This window comes from Nonomuraea sp. NPDC052634, from assembly GCF_040678535.1.
In the GTDB taxonomy this organism is placed as follows: Bacteria; Actinomycetota; Actinomycetes; order Streptosporangiales; family Streptosporangiaceae; genus Nonomuraea; species Nonomuraea fastidiosa.
Map to the genome: position 1 here is coordinate 456,045 of NZ_JBFATY010000005.1, position 15,326 is coordinate 471,370.

Here is a 15,326-nt window from a genome sequence, read left to right on the forward strand (position 1 = left end):
GTGAGCGCCTTCGGACGGGCGAGCGCCCCGGCCCGCCGGCGATGGCACATCGCCGCCAGCGGGCGCCCTCACGCCCCGGCCCGCCGATAAGGCGCGCTACCACCGCCGGCGTGGCGCGCCGCACCCGCCGGCGAGACGCGCCGCACCCGCCGGCGAGACGCGCCGTGCCCGCCGGCGAGACGCGCCGTGCCCGCCGGTGAGACGCGCCGTGCCCGCCGGTGAGCAGCCTGCGTCCGACGACGAGCTGCCCACGTCCGCCGGTGAGCAGCCCGCGCGCCCGCTGGCGAGCAGCACGTCCCCGCCGATAAGCCGCGTACCCCCACAACCCCCAGCGACGCACTCGGCCACCTGCCCGCCACTCGCCCGGCGCAGCCGAAAAAGGGCTCTCAACCTTCACGCGCTGTGGCATGATGATGACCACCGCAACTGGAAACGGTTTTCATCATCATTCTTGGAGCATCCCGTGAGAGTGGCGTTCGTCGGAAAGGGCGGAAGCGGCAAGACGACGATCTCTGCCCTGTTCGCCAGGCACGTGGCAGGTCAGGGCGCCCCGGTGGTCGCCATGGACGCCGACATCAACCAGCACCTCGCCCTGGTGCTCGGCCTGGACCGCCAGCCCGAGCCGCTGGGCGCCCACCTCACCGAGATCAAAGACCGGCTGCGCGGCACCAACCCCCGCATCCCGTCCGCCGACGCCATGGTCAAGACCACCCCTCCGGGCCGCGGCTCCACCCTGCTCGACTTCGAAGACCTGCTCACCGACCCCTACGGCCTGACCACCCCCGACGGCGTGCGCCTGCTCGCCACCGGCCCGTTCAGCGAGGACGACCTGGGCGTGGCCTGCTACCACTCCAAGGTCGGCGCCGTCGAGCTGCTGCTCAACCACCTGATCGATGGCCCCGGCGAGTACGTCGTCGTCGACATGACGGCGGGCGCCGACTCCTTCGCCTCGGGCCTGTTCACCCGCTTCGACCTGACGTTCCTGGTGGCCGAGCCGACCCGGCAGGGCGTCAGCGTCTACCGCCAATACCGCGACTACGCGGCCCAGTACGACGTCGCCCTGGCCGTGGTCGGCAACAAGGTGCACAACGAGTCCGACGTCGAGTTCCTGCGCGAGCACGTAGGTGACGATCTCCTTACCTGGATGGAGCACTCCGCCGCCGTCCGCGCGCTGGAGCAGGGCCGCCACTTCACTCTCGACGACCTCGAGCCGGCCAACGCCGACGCGCTCGCGCTGCTCCGCAAGACCCTTGACGAGCAGCAGAAAGACTGGGCGAAGTTCGGCCGCCAGACCATCGAGTTCCACCTGCGCAACGCCGAGGCGTGGGGCAACGCCCGCACCGGCCGCGACCTGGCCGAGCAGATCGACCCCGACTTCGTCTACGGCCCCACGACCACATGACTGTGCCGGTCAAGGCTCTGGAGCATGCCCGCTCCAGCGATCTAACGTCCGATTTGAGCCCATCCGAGAGGAGACAGCATGTCGCTGACCGTTCCGAACGATCTGCTCGACCAGGCCAAAGCCGGTGAGGTGGACGACGAGGCGTTCCTCGCCTGCGTCCGCGACTCGCTGCCGTACGCGTGGTCGCTGATCAGCGACCTGGTCAAGCAGCGTGAGCAGAGCGGGGCCGAGTTCGCCGACAACCAGGTGCCGCCGCCGTCGGAAGAGGCACGCGGCCAGCTCCTGCGCTGCATGGCGAGCGACTCGATGCGCGGCGCGCTTGAGCGCCACTACGGCGTGCGCCTGGCCTTCCAGAACTGCCACCGGGTCGCCGTCTTCGACCCGACGGCCACGAAGGCGCTGGCCGACTTCGTCACCCCGCGCGCGCAGATCCTCAACCAGAAACCGGAGCTCGTCGACTGCTGAGCTTCCTCCGGCGAGCCGGCTCCCCCCGGCTCGCCGGTCGGCGGCCCGCGCGCCACACCGCTCGGAAACGAAGCGGCCGGACAGCGGGCGGTGCAAGCCGCACAGAGGCGGAGCGAGCCGCACAGAGGGCGGTGCAAGCCGCGCAAAGGGCGGTGCAAGCCGCACAGAGGCGGAGCGAGCCGCGTCCGCGGTCAATGGTCGCGGAGCAGCGGCAGCACCTCGGCGCCGAACCGGCTGATGTTCTCCAGCGTCCGCCGGTGCTCGCCGAGCCCTTCCACCAGCAGCACGAAGTGCTCGATGCCGGTGCGTTCCGAGGTCCGGCGCAGGGTGTCGGCGCAGTGCTTGGGCGACCCGACCGGGTGGATCTTCGTGAGCAGTTCGACGTAGTCGTCCACGTCGCGGTGCGGCCGTGGCCGATCGTCCACCGGCTCGTATCCGGCGAGGCCGGGCCCCAGCCAGGCCGGCATCGTACGCATGAGCTCGTGCGCCGCCCCGATCGTCGAGTCGGCCACGTACGCCACCCCCGCCGCCACGTGCTCGACCGGCGGCCCGCCGAAGGCGCGGTAGCGCTCGACCATGGCGGCCTTCTCGTCGTCTCCGATGTGCAGCCCGAGCAGCATGGGCAGCCCGCGCTCGGCCGCCAGCCGCACGGTCGGCTCAGAGGTGCAGGCGACGACCGGCCGCATCCGCGCCTGCGGCACCATCGTCACCTCGCGGAAGCGGAAGAACTCGCCGTCCGCCGAGACCCGCCCATCCGACAGGGCGGCGAGCAGCAGGTCGAGCGACTCGCCGAAGCCCCGCTCGAACCGTTCGAGTCCGGTGCCGAACACCTCGAGGTCCACCCACGGCCCGCCCCTGCCGACGCCGAGCGTGAACCGCCCGCCCGACAGGTGGTGCAGCACCGCCGCCTGCTCGGCGAGCGCCACGGGATGCTGCGTGGACAGCACGCTCACGGCCGTGCCCAGCCCGATGCGGCTGGTACGTCCCGCCGCGACGGCGGCCAGCGTGGTGGGCGACGGGCACACGCCGTACGGCATGAAGTGGTGCTCGGCGATCCACGCGTCGTCGAACCCCGCCTCCTCCGCCGCGACGATCCACTCGACGGCGTCGGCCAGCACCCGCCCGGCCTCCCGCCCGGGGAACAGCCCCGCGACGACAAAGATCCCGATCCGCATGCTCGGAATGATGACCGATGCCAGGGCGCGTATGCGGGCCGACATGCGGAGCCCGCCCACACCCGCCCCGCGCAGCGACACCTGCCCACGCCGGGCGAACACCCGGAACGCATCTCACCCCAGCAGGGCGCCTCACACCCGGAGCGGACCCACGCACCGCGAAAACGCTCCGCACACCACGCGCCGCCGGCGCCCGCTCCACCTCACGCGAACGCTCGGCCCACCCCGGGCGAACACTCAGCCGGAGAGCCGGCGCGCGGACCCCTCAGCCGAAGAGGCTGACCTGGCCTTCTCCGACGAGCGGGTCGCGGTGATGCTTCAAATGCCGCCATTGGGGCAGCTCGTCAAGGTATGACCAGGAGAGCCGGTGGTGCTGGGTGGGTCCCAGCCGTGCCAGCGCCTCCTGATGCGCGGGCGAGGGGTAGCCCGCGTTCTCCGCGAAGCCGTACTCGTCGCAGCCGAGCGAGGCCATGTAGGCGTCGCGCCGCACCTTGGCGAGGACGGAGGCCGCGGCGACCGAGATGCTGGCCGCGTCCCCCTTGACCTCGAGCCGCACCGGCCACGGCGCTCCGATGTAGTCGTGCTTGCCGTCGAGGATCACCGCGTCGGGGCGTACCGGCAGGGCCTCGAGCGCCCTGCGCGCCGCCCGGCGCAGCGCCTCGGTCATGCCGAGCGTGTCGATCTCGCGGTGGCTCGCCTCGCCGTAGCCGACGCCGGCGGCCCATTCGGCCAGCTCGGCGGCCAGCGGCCCGCGCTTGGCCTCGGAGATCTGCTTGGAGTCCGTGAGCCCGGCGGGCGGCTCTGACAGGTCGGTGACGACCGCGCAGACCAGGACGGGCCCGGCCCAGGCGCCGCGGCCCACCTCGTCGACGCCCGCGACCGTGCGCGTGCTTGGCTGGGAGAGCAGGAGTCGCTCGATCTCGTACGTAGGCGCCATGGCCGCAGACGCTACCGCGATCGCGCGCCCCAGGCGGACCGAACGATCGAGGGTCACTCGCCGAACTGCCGCCCGGCCACGTGCTTGGCCGAGCTCACGCGGACGTCGAGCCCGTCGAGCGGCGGCTGGTCGGTGCGGGAGCGCTCGGCCAGGCTGACCGGCTCAAGGTCGGCGGCGATCAGGCGGGCGGCCACGTGGATGGCCCGCAGCGTCACCGACACCGACGGCCGGTGCACGCTGGAGCCGCGGGCGACGGCGTGCACGTCGCGGCCCACCGGGTTGCCGGGGAACTGCCGCACGGCCAGCCCCCGCACCCCGGCGGCCAAAGCGAGCGCGGGTACGGCGGCGATGCCGATGCCCTTGGCGACGAGCGACAGGATGGTCCCGAGACCTTCGAACTCCCACGGGCTCGGCCTGGTGCCGCCCACGTCGACGAGCAACCGGTCCACGGCCAGACGCGAGGGCTCACCGTCCGGCGTGGCCATCCACGGCTCATCGCGCAGCTCGCGCAGGTCAACGGGCACGTCGGGGTCGGCCAGGCGGTGCTTGCGCGGCACGACGAGCACGAGCGGGTCGTGCAGCAGCGGGAAGACGCGCAGGCTGTCGCTGTCGCGGACGCGGCCGTACCAGTCGTCCACGAGCGCGATGTCCACCTCGCCCGACTGCACCTCGCGCAGGCCCCGCCCCGACCTGCTCTGACCGAGCCGCAACGTCAGCTCGGTGTGGCGGCGCAAGGAGCGGGCGAGCGCGGGCGCGAACGCCACCGCGGCGGTGGGGAAGGCGGTGACGACGACCCGCCCGGCCGGCTTGCCCGCGTGGGCGGACAGGTCGGACTCGGCCTCCTCGACCATCGACAGGATGCGCTCGGCGTGCATGACGAGGCGGCGGCCCGCGTCGGTCAGCTCGGCGCTGCGCGCGGTCCTGTCGATGAGGGCGGTGCCGGTCTCGCGTTCGAGCGCGGCCAGCTGCTGGGAGACGGCCGATGGACTGTAGCCCAGCGACTCCGCCGCCGCCGCGATGCTGCCCTTCCTAGCGAACTCGCAGATCAGGACCAAACGTCTCAATTCGAGCATCAGACTTCCTTATGCCTACCCACGAAAAGCCTCGCTTGTGCTGATGCCTTCATCCAATCACCCTGGGAACGTGACAAACATGACCGTGACCCTGTCCGCCACTCTGGCGGCCAACGAGGACATCGAACGAAGACGGCGCGCCGGGGAACGCGTGCTGCACCTGGCCTTCGGCGAGGCAGGTCTGCCCGTCCACCCGGCGCTGCGCGACAAGCTGGCCGCCGCATCAGAACGCAACGGCTACGGGCCGGTCGCGGGGGCGTCCGGACTGCGCGCCGCGGCGGCGGGCTACTGGACACGACGGGGGCTGACCACCGACTCCGACATGGTCGTCTGCGGCCCCGGCAGCAAGTCGCTACTGTACGGCCTGCTGCTGGCGATCGGCGGTGACATCGTTCTGCCCGTGCCCAGCTGGGTGAGCTACGCCGCGCAGGCCGACCTCGTGGGATCGCGTCCCATCCTGGTGCCCGCACCACCGGGAGAGGGCGGTGTGCCCGATCCCGACGTGGTGGCGGCCGAGGTGCGCAGCGCCAGGTCGCGCGGCAGGACCGTCAGCTCGGTGCTGGTGACGCTGCCCGACAACCCGACCGGCCGGCTGGCCACTCCCGAGACGGTGGCCCGCCTGGCCCAGGTCGCCCGCGAGCTCGACCTGACGATCATCTCCGACGAGATCTACCGCGACCTCGTGCACGAGCCCGGCCTGACCTACACCTCCCCGGCGGAGCTGGCGCCCGAGCGCACGATCATCACGACCGGACTGAGCAAGAGCCTCGCGCTGGGCGGCTGGCGGATCGGCGTGGCCCGGCTGCCGGAGAACGGCGCCCTGCGCAGGAACCTGCTCGCGGTGGCCAGCGAGATCTGGTCCGCCCCCGCTGCGCCGGTCCAGGAGGCCGCGACCTACGCCTTCAGCGACCCGCCCGAGCTGACCGAGCGCATCGCCCGCAGCCGCCGCCTGCACGGCACGCTGGCGAGGGCCGTGCACGAGCGCTTCGCGGAGATCGGCGCCGAGGCGCCCGTCCCGCAGGGCGGCTTCTACCTCTATCCCGACCTCGGCCACCTCAGGCTCGGCGGCTCCGCCGAGATCACCAAGATCCTGCTGGAGAACCACGGCATCGGCGTCCTGCCGGGTCACGCGTTCGGCGACGACCCCTCGGCCGCCCGCGTGCGCGTCGCGGTGAGCCTGCTCTACGGCGACACCGCCGAGCAGCGTGAGGCCGCTCTGCACAGCCCGGACCCGCTCCGGCTGCCGTGGATCGCCGACAATCTCGACTTCCTGTCGACGGGGCTGAAAGAGCTGGCCCTGGTCCGTCACGGCGCGGTGAGCCGGCCGCATCCGGCGCTCGTCACCGCCCCATGTCACGGTTAGGCGAATCTTTCCCCAAGAGCGGGTTTACCCTCCCCCAAAAGGGGCCTCTGACCTGCGGAAACACCATGGCCGTCACAGCGGCGGAAAGTTCCTGCGCGAAAGCCTGGTCACAGGGGTGCCCACCAGCCTCCATCATGTGCTCATGCCCGCTCTTGTCACCCTGTCCGGGCGCTTCGTGCGCCTGGAGCCTCTCAGCCTCGCGGCGGTCGATGACCTGGTCGCCGCGGCGAGTGAAGACCGTTCCACTTACGCCTTCACTCGCGTCCCGAACGGCAGGGACGAGGTGGTCTCCTACGTGGAGGCGGCCATGGCTGAGCAGGCGGAGGGCCGCTCTTTGCCCTTCGCCATCCGGTGGCTCAACACCGACCGCGTGGTCGGTGCCACCCGTCTCATGAACCTGGAGTACTGGCAGGGCCCCATGCCCTGGCCACCGGGTACGCGAGGTGCGGTGGGCGACATCCCGTCCGTGGCGGACATCGGTTACACCTGGCTGGGCGCGAGCGCCCAGGGCACCGGGGTCAACCGGGAGAGCAAATACCTGCTGCTCTCGCACGCCTTCGACGACTGGAACGTCCACCGCATCACGCTGAAGGCCGACGTACGCAACACCAGATCCCGGGCCGCCATCGAGGCCCTCGGCGCACACTTCGACGGGGTGCGGCGAGCGGACAGCCGGGGCGCCGACAATACGGTCCGAGATACCGCCTTCTACTCGATCCTGAACTCTGAATGGCCGGCCGTGCGCGACCGGCTGCGCACGAGGCTCGGTCTGGTCGAGGCAGCCTGAAACCGTCCACCCATGGCCCCGCCCGAAATTTCCGGGCGGGGCCGGTATTTTTCCGGCCCTGCCCGCACTCTGTAAGACACACGCCCCCGCGATGCGTGCCCGCGTCACCGGTTCTCAGCATTCAGGGGCGAGTTCAACACCTGATTGACGACGGATCAACGGGCGAATGAACGGATCTGTCTGGATCTAGGTGGTCAAAGAACGATGGACTTATCATTTGGCAACAAATCATCTCGCTGGCTGGGAGACGAACGGCATGGCTGGTCAGAGCGGCGATGGCGGGCTGCGGTTCGCCGTGCTCGGTCCTGTCCGCGCCTGGCATGACGGCCAGGAACTCGACCTCGGCACTCCGCTGCAGCGTTCCATCCTCGGCATGCTGCTGCTGCGCGAGGGCCACGCCGTCACCCCTCAGGAGATGATCGACGCCGTCTGGGGCGAGGAGGCCCCGCCGCGCGCACTCGGAGCGCTGCGCACGTACGTCTCACGCCTGCGCACGGTGCTCGAACCAGGCAGGCCCGCCCGCTCCCGCCCCGAGCTGCTGACCTCCATCGGAGGGGGCTACGCGCTGCGCCTGCCGGAGGACTCGCTCGACCTGACCCGCTTCGAGCGCCTGGTCGCGCAGGCCGAGAAGGCGCGCAAGGCGGGCCGGCTCGCCGAGGCCGCCCGCGAGCTGCGCGAGGCGCTCGACCTGTTCGAGGGCGAGCCGCTGGCCGGCACCGTCGGCCCGTACGCCGAGCACCAGCGCGACCGCCTGATCGAGCGGCGCATCAGCGTCATCGAGACCCTCATGGACGTGGACCTGGAGCTGGGCGAGCACGCCAAGATCGTCTCTGAGCTGATCGCGCTGACCGCCGAGCACCCGCTGCGCGAGCGCCTGCGCGCCCAGCTCATGCTCGCCTACTACCGCTGCGGCCGGCAGGGCGACGCGCTCAACGTCTTCACCGAGACCCGCGAGGCGCTCATCGACGAGCTGGGCATCGAGCCCGGCCCTGAGCTGACCTCGCTGCACCAGCGCATACTCGCCGCCGACCCCACACTCGCCGCTCCCGTCAGGCCCGGCGCGGAGGCGGTCACCGCCGAGGAGCCGCCCGCCGCCGAGGACGATCAGCCCGCCGCGCCCGAGCTGCCCAGGCCCGCACAGCTCCCCGCCGCCGTCAACGACTTCACCGGACGCAAGGAGGTCGCGATACGCCTGCGGACGATGCTCTCGGCCCAGTCGGCGGCCGAGGGCGTGCCGGTCGCGGCCATCTCGGGCATCGGCGGCGTCGGCAAGACCACGCTCGCCGTACACGTCGCGCACCTGCTCACCGACGTCTTCCCCGACGGGCAGCTCTACGCCGACCTGCGCGGCTACAGCGACGAGCCGACCGCGCCGGAGTCGGCGCTCGGCGGGTTCCTGCGCGCGCTCGGCATCCCGCCGGACGTCATCCCCGACGGTCTTGCGGAACGTTCCGCGCTCTACCGCTCGATCCTGGCCGAGCGCCGCATCCTCGTGCTGCTCGACAACGCCCGCGACGCCGGCCAGGTCAGCCCGCTGCTGCCGGGCTCGCCGGGCTGCGCGGCCATCGTCACCAGCCGGGGCAAGCTCGCCGACCTGCCCGGCGCCCGGCTCATCGACCTCGACGTCATGGAGCCGGACGAGGCGCTGCAGCTCTTCTCCGCCGTCGCGGGCGCCGAGCGCGTCTCGGCCGAGCACGGCGCCGCCATGGACGTGGTCGCCGCCTGCGGCTTCCTGCCGCTCGCCGTCCGCATCGTGGCCGCCCGCCTGGCCGCGCGCCCCTCGTGGACGGTGGCCTCGCTGGTGCCCAGGCTGGCCGACGAGCAGCGCCGCCTCGACGAGCTGCGGGTGGGCAACCTCGCCGTGGAGGCGACGTTCGCGCTCGGCTACGGGCAGCTCACCCCCGTGCAGGCCCGCGCGTTCCGGCTGCTGTCGCTGTCGAACGGCCCCCACATCTCCGCGGGGGCGGCCGCCGCCGTGCTGGCCTCCGACGCGCTGGAGACGGAGGAGGTGCTCGAATCGCTCGTGGACGCGAGCCTGCTCGAAGCGCCCGCCCCCGGCCGCTACCGCTTCCACGACCTGCTCAAGCTCTTCGCCCGTCGGGAGCTGGAACGCACCGAGCGCCCCGAGGACCGCTCGCTGGCCCTGCGCCGCCTGCTCGGCTTCTACCTGGCCTCGGCGCAGTCGGCGCACGCGCTGGCGTACGAGGGCAGCATGATCTCGGCCAACCTCGTCGTGATCGGCACCGGCCGCACGTTCAGCACCGTGGACGAGGCGGTGGCCTGGCTCATCGCCGAGGGCGACTCGCTGTTCGCCACCATCCACCAGACCGCCGCCTGCGCGCGCACGGAAGAGGACCTGCTGCCCGCCGCCGACCTGCTGGTGGCCATGGAGCCGCTGCTGGAGTCGGGCACCCACACGCGCGAGTTCGACCAGAGCACCCGCGCCGTGCTCGCCGCCGCGCTGAAGAACGGCGACCAGGCCAGCGAGCTGCGCGCCAGGTACGTACTCGGCCGGGTGCTGTTCGCCGCCAACCGGCTCAAGGAGGCCGAAGAGCACTTCAGGGTCGTCCACGAGCTGTCGGTCGCCCGCAAGGAGAAGATCGTCACCGGCGAGGTGCTCAACGCGCTGGCCGTCGTCGTCGGCAGGCAGCGCCGCCACACCGAGGCGCTGGCGTTCTTCGACGAGGCGATGCGCTTCTACCGCGACAACGACGTACCGGCCGGCGAGGCGCTGGTGCTCAGCTACTCCGCCCGCGATCACCTGGGTCTCGGCCGCCCCGACGACGCGATCGCCGCGGCGGAGAAGGGACTGGCCATCTTCACCGAGATGGGCTCGGGGGCCGGCACCGCCCGCGCCCGCTACCACCTCGGCATCGTCCTGTCGCGGGTCGGCCGGCTCACCGAGGCCGTCCATCACCACGCCGAGTGCCTGGCCTTCTTCCGCGCCAGCAAGCAGCGCGTCTGGGAGCAGCGGGTGTGCTCCCGCCTGGCCGAGACGTTCATCGCCGCCGAGCGCTACCCCGAGGCCGTGCGCCACGCGGAGGAGGCCCTGGTGGTCTCCCGTGACATCGGCCACCCGTACGGCGAGGCGCTGTCGCTCACCGTGCTCGGCAAGGCGCTGCGCGGCCTCGGCAACATCCCGCGCAGCCGCGACTGCCTACGCCGAGCCTTCGAGATCTTCACCCGGCTCGGCGCGCCCGAGGCCGGCGATCTGAAGGCCATGCTCGACAGCTTCCCTCCCGATGTCCCCACCGATGTTCCGGACAAGCCCGGCTTCAGGAGCGGCGCCGATTCCGTCGTCGAGTCCTGAGTACAGCTCGTCGTCCAGACGTGTCATCCACACATGGTTGATCAAGGCTGTCCTTAGGGGTGCCACGAAGAAGCTCGTGATCGATGGAGTTCAGCCCGGCCGGCCATCTCCGGCCACCACGCGTCGCTAGGGGGCCCGGTCATCCGGATGCTCCGCGCGACGGCCTGCCGCCTCACTAAGACGACCGGCCGGACCTGACACGGCCCTCGAACCCCCCAGGCCCGTGCCATGCCCCAGAGCCTCCACCCCCGGGGTCAACGTCGAATCAACGCCGGATCAAAGCAGGAAGTACCCCTCGGCGATGAGCGGCCTGAGCGCGTCGGCGTTCGGGATCTCGCCGTCTCCGACCAGCTCGGCGATCACGTTGAGCAGCGGCCCCAGCGCGAGCTCGCCGTCGCACACGCCGGCCAGCGCGGCCTCCACCGTGCCGACCTCCCTGCTGCGGCGCAGCCCCTGCGTCTGGCGCAGCACGATCTTCATCGGGTCCTCCGCGCCCGGCAGGCCGATGCGCTCGTCCAGCAGGCCGTCGGCGGTGCGCAGCTTCGCCGACTCAAGGCCCTGGGCCCGGTGCGCCGACGCGATCGCGTCGATCACCCCGTCCACGTAGTCGCCGACAGGAAGCGCTACCTGGTGCGCCAGGTGCTCGACGCGTACGACGGGGTCGAGCGTGCCGGAGTTGCGCATCGTGATCCAGCCGAACCCGACGCCCTCGACCCGCTGCTCCTCGAACCAGGCGAGCCAGCGGTCGTAGTGCTCGGCGTAGGCGGGGGTGCCCTGCTCGGCCGCGTCGCGCAGCCACAGCTCGACGTACTCGGCCGGGTCCTGCACGTCGCGCTGCACCACCCAGGCGTCGCAGCCGGTCTCGCGCAGCCAGCCGCCCACCCGGTCACACCAGTCCTCGCCCGCGACGTGCAGCCAGTTGGCCAGGAAATGCGCCTGGCCGCCGGGGTTGAGGAAGGCGGGCGTGCGGCGGATGAGGTCGCGGCAGAAGTCGTCGCCGGACGCGCCCGACTCGCGGTAGGTCAGCCGTCCCGCGCGCCGCGGCGCGATCACGAACGGCGGGTTGCTCACCACCAGGTCGAACCGCTCGCCCTCGACCGGCTCGTACATCGAGCCCACCCGCGCGTCCACCTCGGAGATCCCCGACAGCTTCCAGCTCAGCCGGGCCAGCTCGATCGCGCGCGGGTTGACGTCGGTGGCGGTGATGCGCTCCGCCCGCCCGGCGAGGTGCAGCACTTGCACCCCGCAGCCGGTGCCGAGGTCGAGCGCGCTGCCCACCGGGCGGCGGGTGACGAGCTGGGCCAGGTTGGCCGACGCTCCCCCGGCGCCGACCACGTGGTCGGGCCGCAGCGCGGGGTCGCCGGGACGTACCTTCCTGTCGGAGACGAGGTAGCCGCCGGTCTCCCACGGCTGCAGGTGCACGGTCGCGGTGACCTGATCGCCGTCGGCCGCGACCAGCCCCGATTCGAGCACCTCCGGCGCGACGCTCTTGGCCGGCACGGGAACGCCCAGCCACCACAGCCTGATCAGCGTGCCGAGCGGGTCTCCGTCGGCGGTGGCGCGCAGGGCCGGTATCAGCTCCTCGCGGGCGAGTGCCGATGCGGCGGTGTCGCCCAGGCGCTCGCGAACGCCGTCGATCGTGTAACCGGTGTCGAGGAGATGATGGCGCAGTCGTTCCACCTGACCATCCTTTCACCGTGGACACATCCACATGAATCGACACCGACAGTGTTCACACTGTTACTTTGAGGTCAAGCGTTCTGCAAGCGTGGGACAAGGGACTCGCGATATCTCTGGAGAGGCAAGCACTCACCACCCCCTGGAGCAGGCCCATGCTGCTGCCCTGCCTGGCTTGTGATGCGACGTTCCGGCCCGACGAGTACTTCAGCGCCTGCTCCGACTACGACCGCGGCTTGGACCTCGTCTCATGGACCTGCCCGCGCTGCGGCAACCGTGACGACATGCGGGTGCTGCCGGGCGAGCTGGGCTTCGGCTATCCGAGCGGCGGCAGGTTCGACGTGCACGACCGCGTACGCGTGCCAGGGCTGCGCCGGAGGCGGCGCGACATGCGCCTCGACATCACTCTCGACCGCTCGATCTGGCACGTTCCAATACGGCGTCCCGCCTGCACCGCGGCCCCGCCTGCGACGGAGCCGGTACGCCGTACCTGACCCTCACCCGCATGCCGGACCCTTCGCGGCGCGACCCCGCATGGAGCAGGAACGGTTCAGGAGCGCTGGCGGAGGCTCTGCCAGGCCGCCTCGCCCAGGTCCTTGATCTCTTCCTCGGTCGGCGTGTGCGCCCCCGCGAACCACAGCCGGCACATCTCCTGCGCGGGACCGAGCCACAGCACGTAGCACATGGTGGCGTGCACGGGCCGCAGGAGCCCGTTCTTCATGTGCGGCCGCCACCAGTCGGAGACCTGCTTGAAGAACGCGCGCCGCGCCTCGGCCACCTCGGCGCCGCCCGGCTCGTGCTTGCGCGGCGGGCGCTCGCTGATGAGCAGCCGGGCCTTCTCGGGATGCTCGCCGGCCCAGCGCATGTGGAAGGCCACGATCGCCTCGATGCCGGCTTTGGCGTCGTCGTGGCGGACCAGCTCGGCGAGGAATTCCTTCTGGTAAGCGTCGAGGATCTCGCCGTACAGCACGCCGAAGACGTGCTCCTTGCTGGCGAAGTGGTGGTAGAAGCTGCCGACGCTGACGCCGCTTTCCTCGCGGAGGCTGGCCAGGGTGGTGGCGGACACGCCGTCCTGGCTGAAACGGCGGAGGGCGCCCTCGATGATCCTGGTGCGGCCGTCGCGTCCGTTCTTGACACTCTTCACACTGTCAATGGTGTGGCACCAGAACGTTGTTCCGCAAATAGGCCGGGCTGACCGATCATAGCGGTCACTTCGACCGTACCGGATTGTACCCGCATCACGGCGTCCGGCCAGAGGCGGCGGATGAGTCGCAGCACGCGCCGGTTCTCCCCCATGACGTCCATGCCCACCGTACGCGCGCCGCGCAGCGCGGCCCTGGACAGCAGCTCGTCCACGAGCCTGGTGCCGAGCCCGCGGCCCTGCCAGGCGTCGGCGACGACGACGGCGATCTCGACGTCGGCGTACCCGCCGCCGCGGAAGCTCATGGCGTGCGCGACGATCTCGCCGCGGTCGTCGGTGGCGACGAGGGCCTCGCGGTGCTCGTCCGCGGCCAGCAGCGCCCGTACGAGCGCGGCGGACGGGGCCGAGACACCGGTGAAGAAGCGCAGCGTCTGCGTGTGCAGCGAGAGCCCGGCGAGGAACCGCCTGATCCGCTCCTCATCGTCGGGACGCACCGGACGGAGCTGAGTTCGTTGCATAGACTCAGCCTGCCCGTCGAAGCTGAGTCTGTCAATTGAACTCAGGTATACTGCAAAAATGAACATGCCTTATCGCATGGATTTCCGGGTGGACAATTGCTCGATCGAGCGCACCCTGGAGATCGTCGGGGAGAAATGGACCTTCCTGGTGCTGCGCGAGGCGTTCAGCGGCGTACGGCGGTTCGCCGACATGCAGGCCATGACCGGCGCGCCCCGCCAGGTGCTCAGCGCCCGCCTGGCCCGGCTGGTCGGCGAGGGCCTGCTGCGCAAGGTGCCCTACCGCGAGCCCGGTCAGCGGCAGCGCGACGAATACCGGCTCACCGACAAGGGCCGCGACCTCTATCCCTTGCTCGTCGCCCTCATGCATTGGGGCGACAAATACCTGGCCGGCGAGGACGGCCCACCGGTAGTGCTCACCCACCGCGACTGCGGCGCCCCCATCGAGCTGCGCTTCCGCTGCGCCGAGGGCCACGAGGTGGGCGGGCCGCGCGAGGTCACCCCGATCCCGGGCAGGGGCGCCCACCTGGAAACCGCCTGAGTTCGGCACCACTGGTGCCGGTGCCTAGTCTTGAAGGCGTGTACCGGTTCCTGCTGACGCCTCGATGGCTCGTGCTCCACGTCGTGGTGCTGCTGGTCATCCCCGCTTTCGTGCTGCTCGGGCGGTGGCAGTTCGGCAGGTTCGAAGAGCGCTCCGCCAACAGCGAGCGGGTCACCGCCAACATCGAGGCCCCGCCCGTGCCGATCGACCGGCTCGCCGCGCCGGGGCAGCAGGTCAAGCAGGACGACCGGTTCAGGAAGGTGACGGTCACCGGCACGTACGACACCGCGCACGGCCTCGTCGTACGCCGCCGCCCCCAGGAGGGCCGCAACGGCTTCTACGTACTGACCCCGCTGGTCACGGGCCCCGGCACGGCCGTCATCGTCAACCGCGGCTGGGTGCCCGCGGGCGCCACCGCCGACACCGCGCCCGATGTGCCCGCACCGCCCTCCGGGCAGGTCACGGTGACCGGGCGGCTGCGGCCGAGCGAGACCGAGGAGAACAGCGGCATCCGCGACCGCGGCGGGCTGCCGCCGGGCCAGGTGCTGCTGATCAACGCCGACGCCATCGGCAAGGGGCTGCCGTACCGGCTGGTGGGCGGCTACGTCGAGCTGATCGAGCAGCAGCCGGCCCCGGCCACGGCGCCCGCGCCCGTACCGGAGCCCGACGTCGGCTCGGGAGGCGGGCTCAACCTCGCCTACGGCGTCCAGTGGTGGCTGTTCATCGGCATCGCGATCGGTGGCTGGGTGCTGCTGATCCGGCGCGAAGTGGCCGAGCGCCGCGCCAAGCAGCCGGAGGAGTCGCCGGGCGAGCCGACCGGGAAGCCGTCGAACGAGCCGACCACCGAGCCGACCGGGAAGCCGTCGAACGAGCCGACCACCGAGCCGACCGGGAAGCCGTCGAACGAGCCGACCACCGAGCCGACCGGGAAGCCGTCGAC

Annotated in this window: 14 protein-coding genes; 8 read left to right on the forward strand and 6 right to left on the reverse strand. The window is 71.5% G+C overall.

The window, feature by feature from the left end; all coding sequences use genetic code 11:
• Positions 1-463: 463 nt before the first annotated feature.
• Both AB0K67_RS24585 and AB0K67_RS24590 read left to right on the forward strand, forming a co-directional pair.
• Positions 464-1,402 carry an ATP-binding protein gene (locus AB0K67_RS24585; RefSeq protein WP_364064402.1) on the forward strand — a complete coding sequence of 313 codons (939 nt, stop codon included), beginning with the start codon at positions 464-466 and terminating at the stop codon, positions 1,400-1,402.
• Positions 1,403-1,480: 78 nt separating this feature from the next.
• Positions 1,481-1,867, forward strand: a complete 387-nt coding sequence (locus AB0K67_RS24590) for an SCO5389 family protein (protein WP_364064403.1) — start codon at positions 1,481-1,483, stop codon at positions 1,865-1,867.
• A gap of 191 nt (positions 1,868-2,058) precedes the next feature.
• On the opposite strand, the gene AB0K67_RS24595 is transcribed toward AB0K67_RS24590, so the two are convergent.
• The 3 genes from AB0K67_RS24595 to AB0K67_RS24605 form a co-directional block, all read right to left on the reverse strand.
• On the reverse strand, positions 2,059-3,042 hold the full coding sequence (locus tag AB0K67_RS24595; protein ID WP_364064405.1) for an LLM class flavin-dependent oxidoreductase: 984 nt from the start codon (positions 3,040-3,042) through the stop codon (positions 2,059-2,061).
• A 265-nt stretch (positions 3,043-3,307) separates the two neighbouring features.
• Positions 3,308-4,000 carry a ribonuclease HII gene (locus AB0K67_RS24600; protein ID WP_364064755.1) on the reverse strand — a complete coding sequence of 231 codons (693 nt, stop codon included), beginning with the start codon at positions 3,998-4,000 and terminating at the stop codon, positions 3,308-3,310.
• Between the two features lie 32 nt (positions 4,001-4,032).
• A complete protein-coding gene (locus AB0K67_RS24605) occupies positions 4,033-5,052 on the reverse strand; it encodes a LysR family transcriptional regulator (protein WP_364064408.1) in 1,020 nt (339 codons plus the stop codon).
• 79 nt (positions 5,053-5,131) lie between these two features.
• On the opposite strand from AB0K67_RS24605, the gene AB0K67_RS24610 reads away from it, so the two are divergent.
• The 3 genes from AB0K67_RS24610 to AB0K67_RS24620 all read left to right on the forward strand — a co-directional run bounded on the left by AB0K67_RS24610 (position 5,132) and on the right by AB0K67_RS24620 (position 10,512).
• Positions 5,132-6,415 (forward strand): pyridoxal phosphate-dependent aminotransferase, encoded by a 1,284-nt coding sequence (locus AB0K67_RS24610; protein ID WP_364064411.1) that lies wholly within the window; start codon positions 5,132-5,134, stop codon positions 6,413-6,415.
• 142 nt (positions 6,416-6,557) lie between these two features.
• Positions 6,558-7,202 (forward strand): GNAT family protein, encoded by a 645-nt coding sequence (locus AB0K67_RS24615; protein ID WP_364064414.1) that lies wholly within the window; start codon positions 6,558-6,560, stop codon positions 7,200-7,202.
• Between the two features lie 256 nt (positions 7,203-7,458).
• Entirely contained in the window at positions 7,459-10,512 is a 3,054-nt protein-coding gene (locus AB0K67_RS24620) for a BTAD domain-containing putative transcriptional regulator (RefSeq protein WP_364064416.1), read from the forward strand.
• 276 nt (positions 10,513-10,788) lie between these two features.
• On the opposite strand, the gene AB0K67_RS24625 is transcribed toward AB0K67_RS24620, so the two are convergent.
• Entirely contained in the window at positions 10,789-12,192 is a 1,404-nt protein-coding gene (locus AB0K67_RS24625; protein WP_364064419.1) for a methyltransferase, read from the reverse strand.
• A gap of 152 nt (positions 12,193-12,344) precedes the next feature.
• On the opposite strand from AB0K67_RS24625, the gene AB0K67_RS24630 reads away from it, so the two are divergent.
• A complete protein-coding gene (locus AB0K67_RS24630; RefSeq protein ID WP_364064421.1) occupies positions 12,345-12,683 on the forward strand; it encodes a hypothetical protein in 339 nt (112 codons plus the stop codon).
• A gap of 56 nt (positions 12,684-12,739) precedes the next feature.
• Here the strand turns inward: AB0K67_RS24630 and AB0K67_RS24635 are convergent, their stop codons facing one another.
• Entirely contained in the window at positions 12,740-13,333 is a 594-nt protein-coding gene (locus AB0K67_RS24635) for a TetR/AcrR family transcriptional regulator (RefSeq protein ID WP_364064423.1), read from the reverse strand.
• On the reverse strand, positions 13,330-13,848 hold the full coding sequence (locus AB0K67_RS24640) for a GNAT family N-acetyltransferase (protein ID WP_364064426.1): 519 nt from the start codon (positions 13,846-13,848) through the stop codon (positions 13,330-13,332). Before AB0K67_RS24640 ends, AB0K67_RS24635 begins: the two co-directional genes overlap by 4 nt.
• Before the next feature lie 58 nt (positions 13,849-13,906).
• Between AB0K67_RS24640 and AB0K67_RS24645 the strand changes: the two genes are divergently transcribed.
• On the forward strand, positions 13,907-14,386 hold the full coding sequence (locus AB0K67_RS24645) for a helix-turn-helix domain-containing protein (protein WP_364064429.1): 480 nt from the start codon (positions 13,907-13,909) through the stop codon (positions 14,384-14,386).
• A gap of 38 nt (positions 14,387-14,424) precedes the next feature.
• Positions 14,425-15,326 (forward strand): SURF1 family cytochrome oxidase biogenesis protein (locus tag AB0K67_RS24650; RefSeq protein ID WP_364064432.1); only part of this gene is annotated, 902 nt, incomplete at its 3' end.

Bases quoted from the DNA above. Each gene is read 5' to 3' on its own strand.
- AB0K67_RS24590 (WP_364064403.1), top strand. From the start codon at position 1,481: ATGTCGCTGACCGTTCCGAACGATCTGCTCGACCAGGCCAAAGCCGGT.
- AB0K67_RS24595 (WP_364064405.1), bottom strand. From the start codon at position 3,042: ATGCGGATCGGGATCTTTGTCGTCGCGGGGCTGTTCCCCGGGCGGGAG.
- AB0K67_RS24605 (WP_364064408.1), bottom strand. From the start codon at position 5,052: ATGCTCGAATTGAGACGTTTGGTCCTGATCTGCGAGTTCGCTAGGAAG.
- AB0K67_RS24610 (WP_364064411.1), top strand. From the start codon at position 5,132: ATGACCGTGACCCTGTCCGCCACTCTGGCGGCCAACGAGGACATCGAA.
- AB0K67_RS24615 (WP_364064414.1), top strand. From the start codon at position 6,558: ATGCCCGCTCTTGTCACCCTGTCCGGGCGCTTCGTGCGCCTGGAGCCT.
- AB0K67_RS24620 (WP_364064416.1), top strand. From the start codon at position 7,459: ATGGCTGGTCAGAGCGGCGATGGCGGGCTGCGGTTCGCCGTGCTCGGT.
- AB0K67_RS24630 (WP_364064421.1), top strand. From the start codon at position 12,345: ATGCTGCTGCCCTGCCTGGCTTGTGATGCGACGTTCCGGCCCGACGAG.
- AB0K67_RS24640 (WP_364064426.1), bottom strand. From the start codon at position 13,848: ATGCAACGAACTCAGCTCCGTCCGGTGCGTCCCGACGATGAGGAGCGG.
- AB0K67_RS24645 (WP_364064429.1), top strand. From the start codon at position 13,907: ATGAACATGCCTTATCGCATGGATTTCCGGGTGGACAATTGCTCGATC.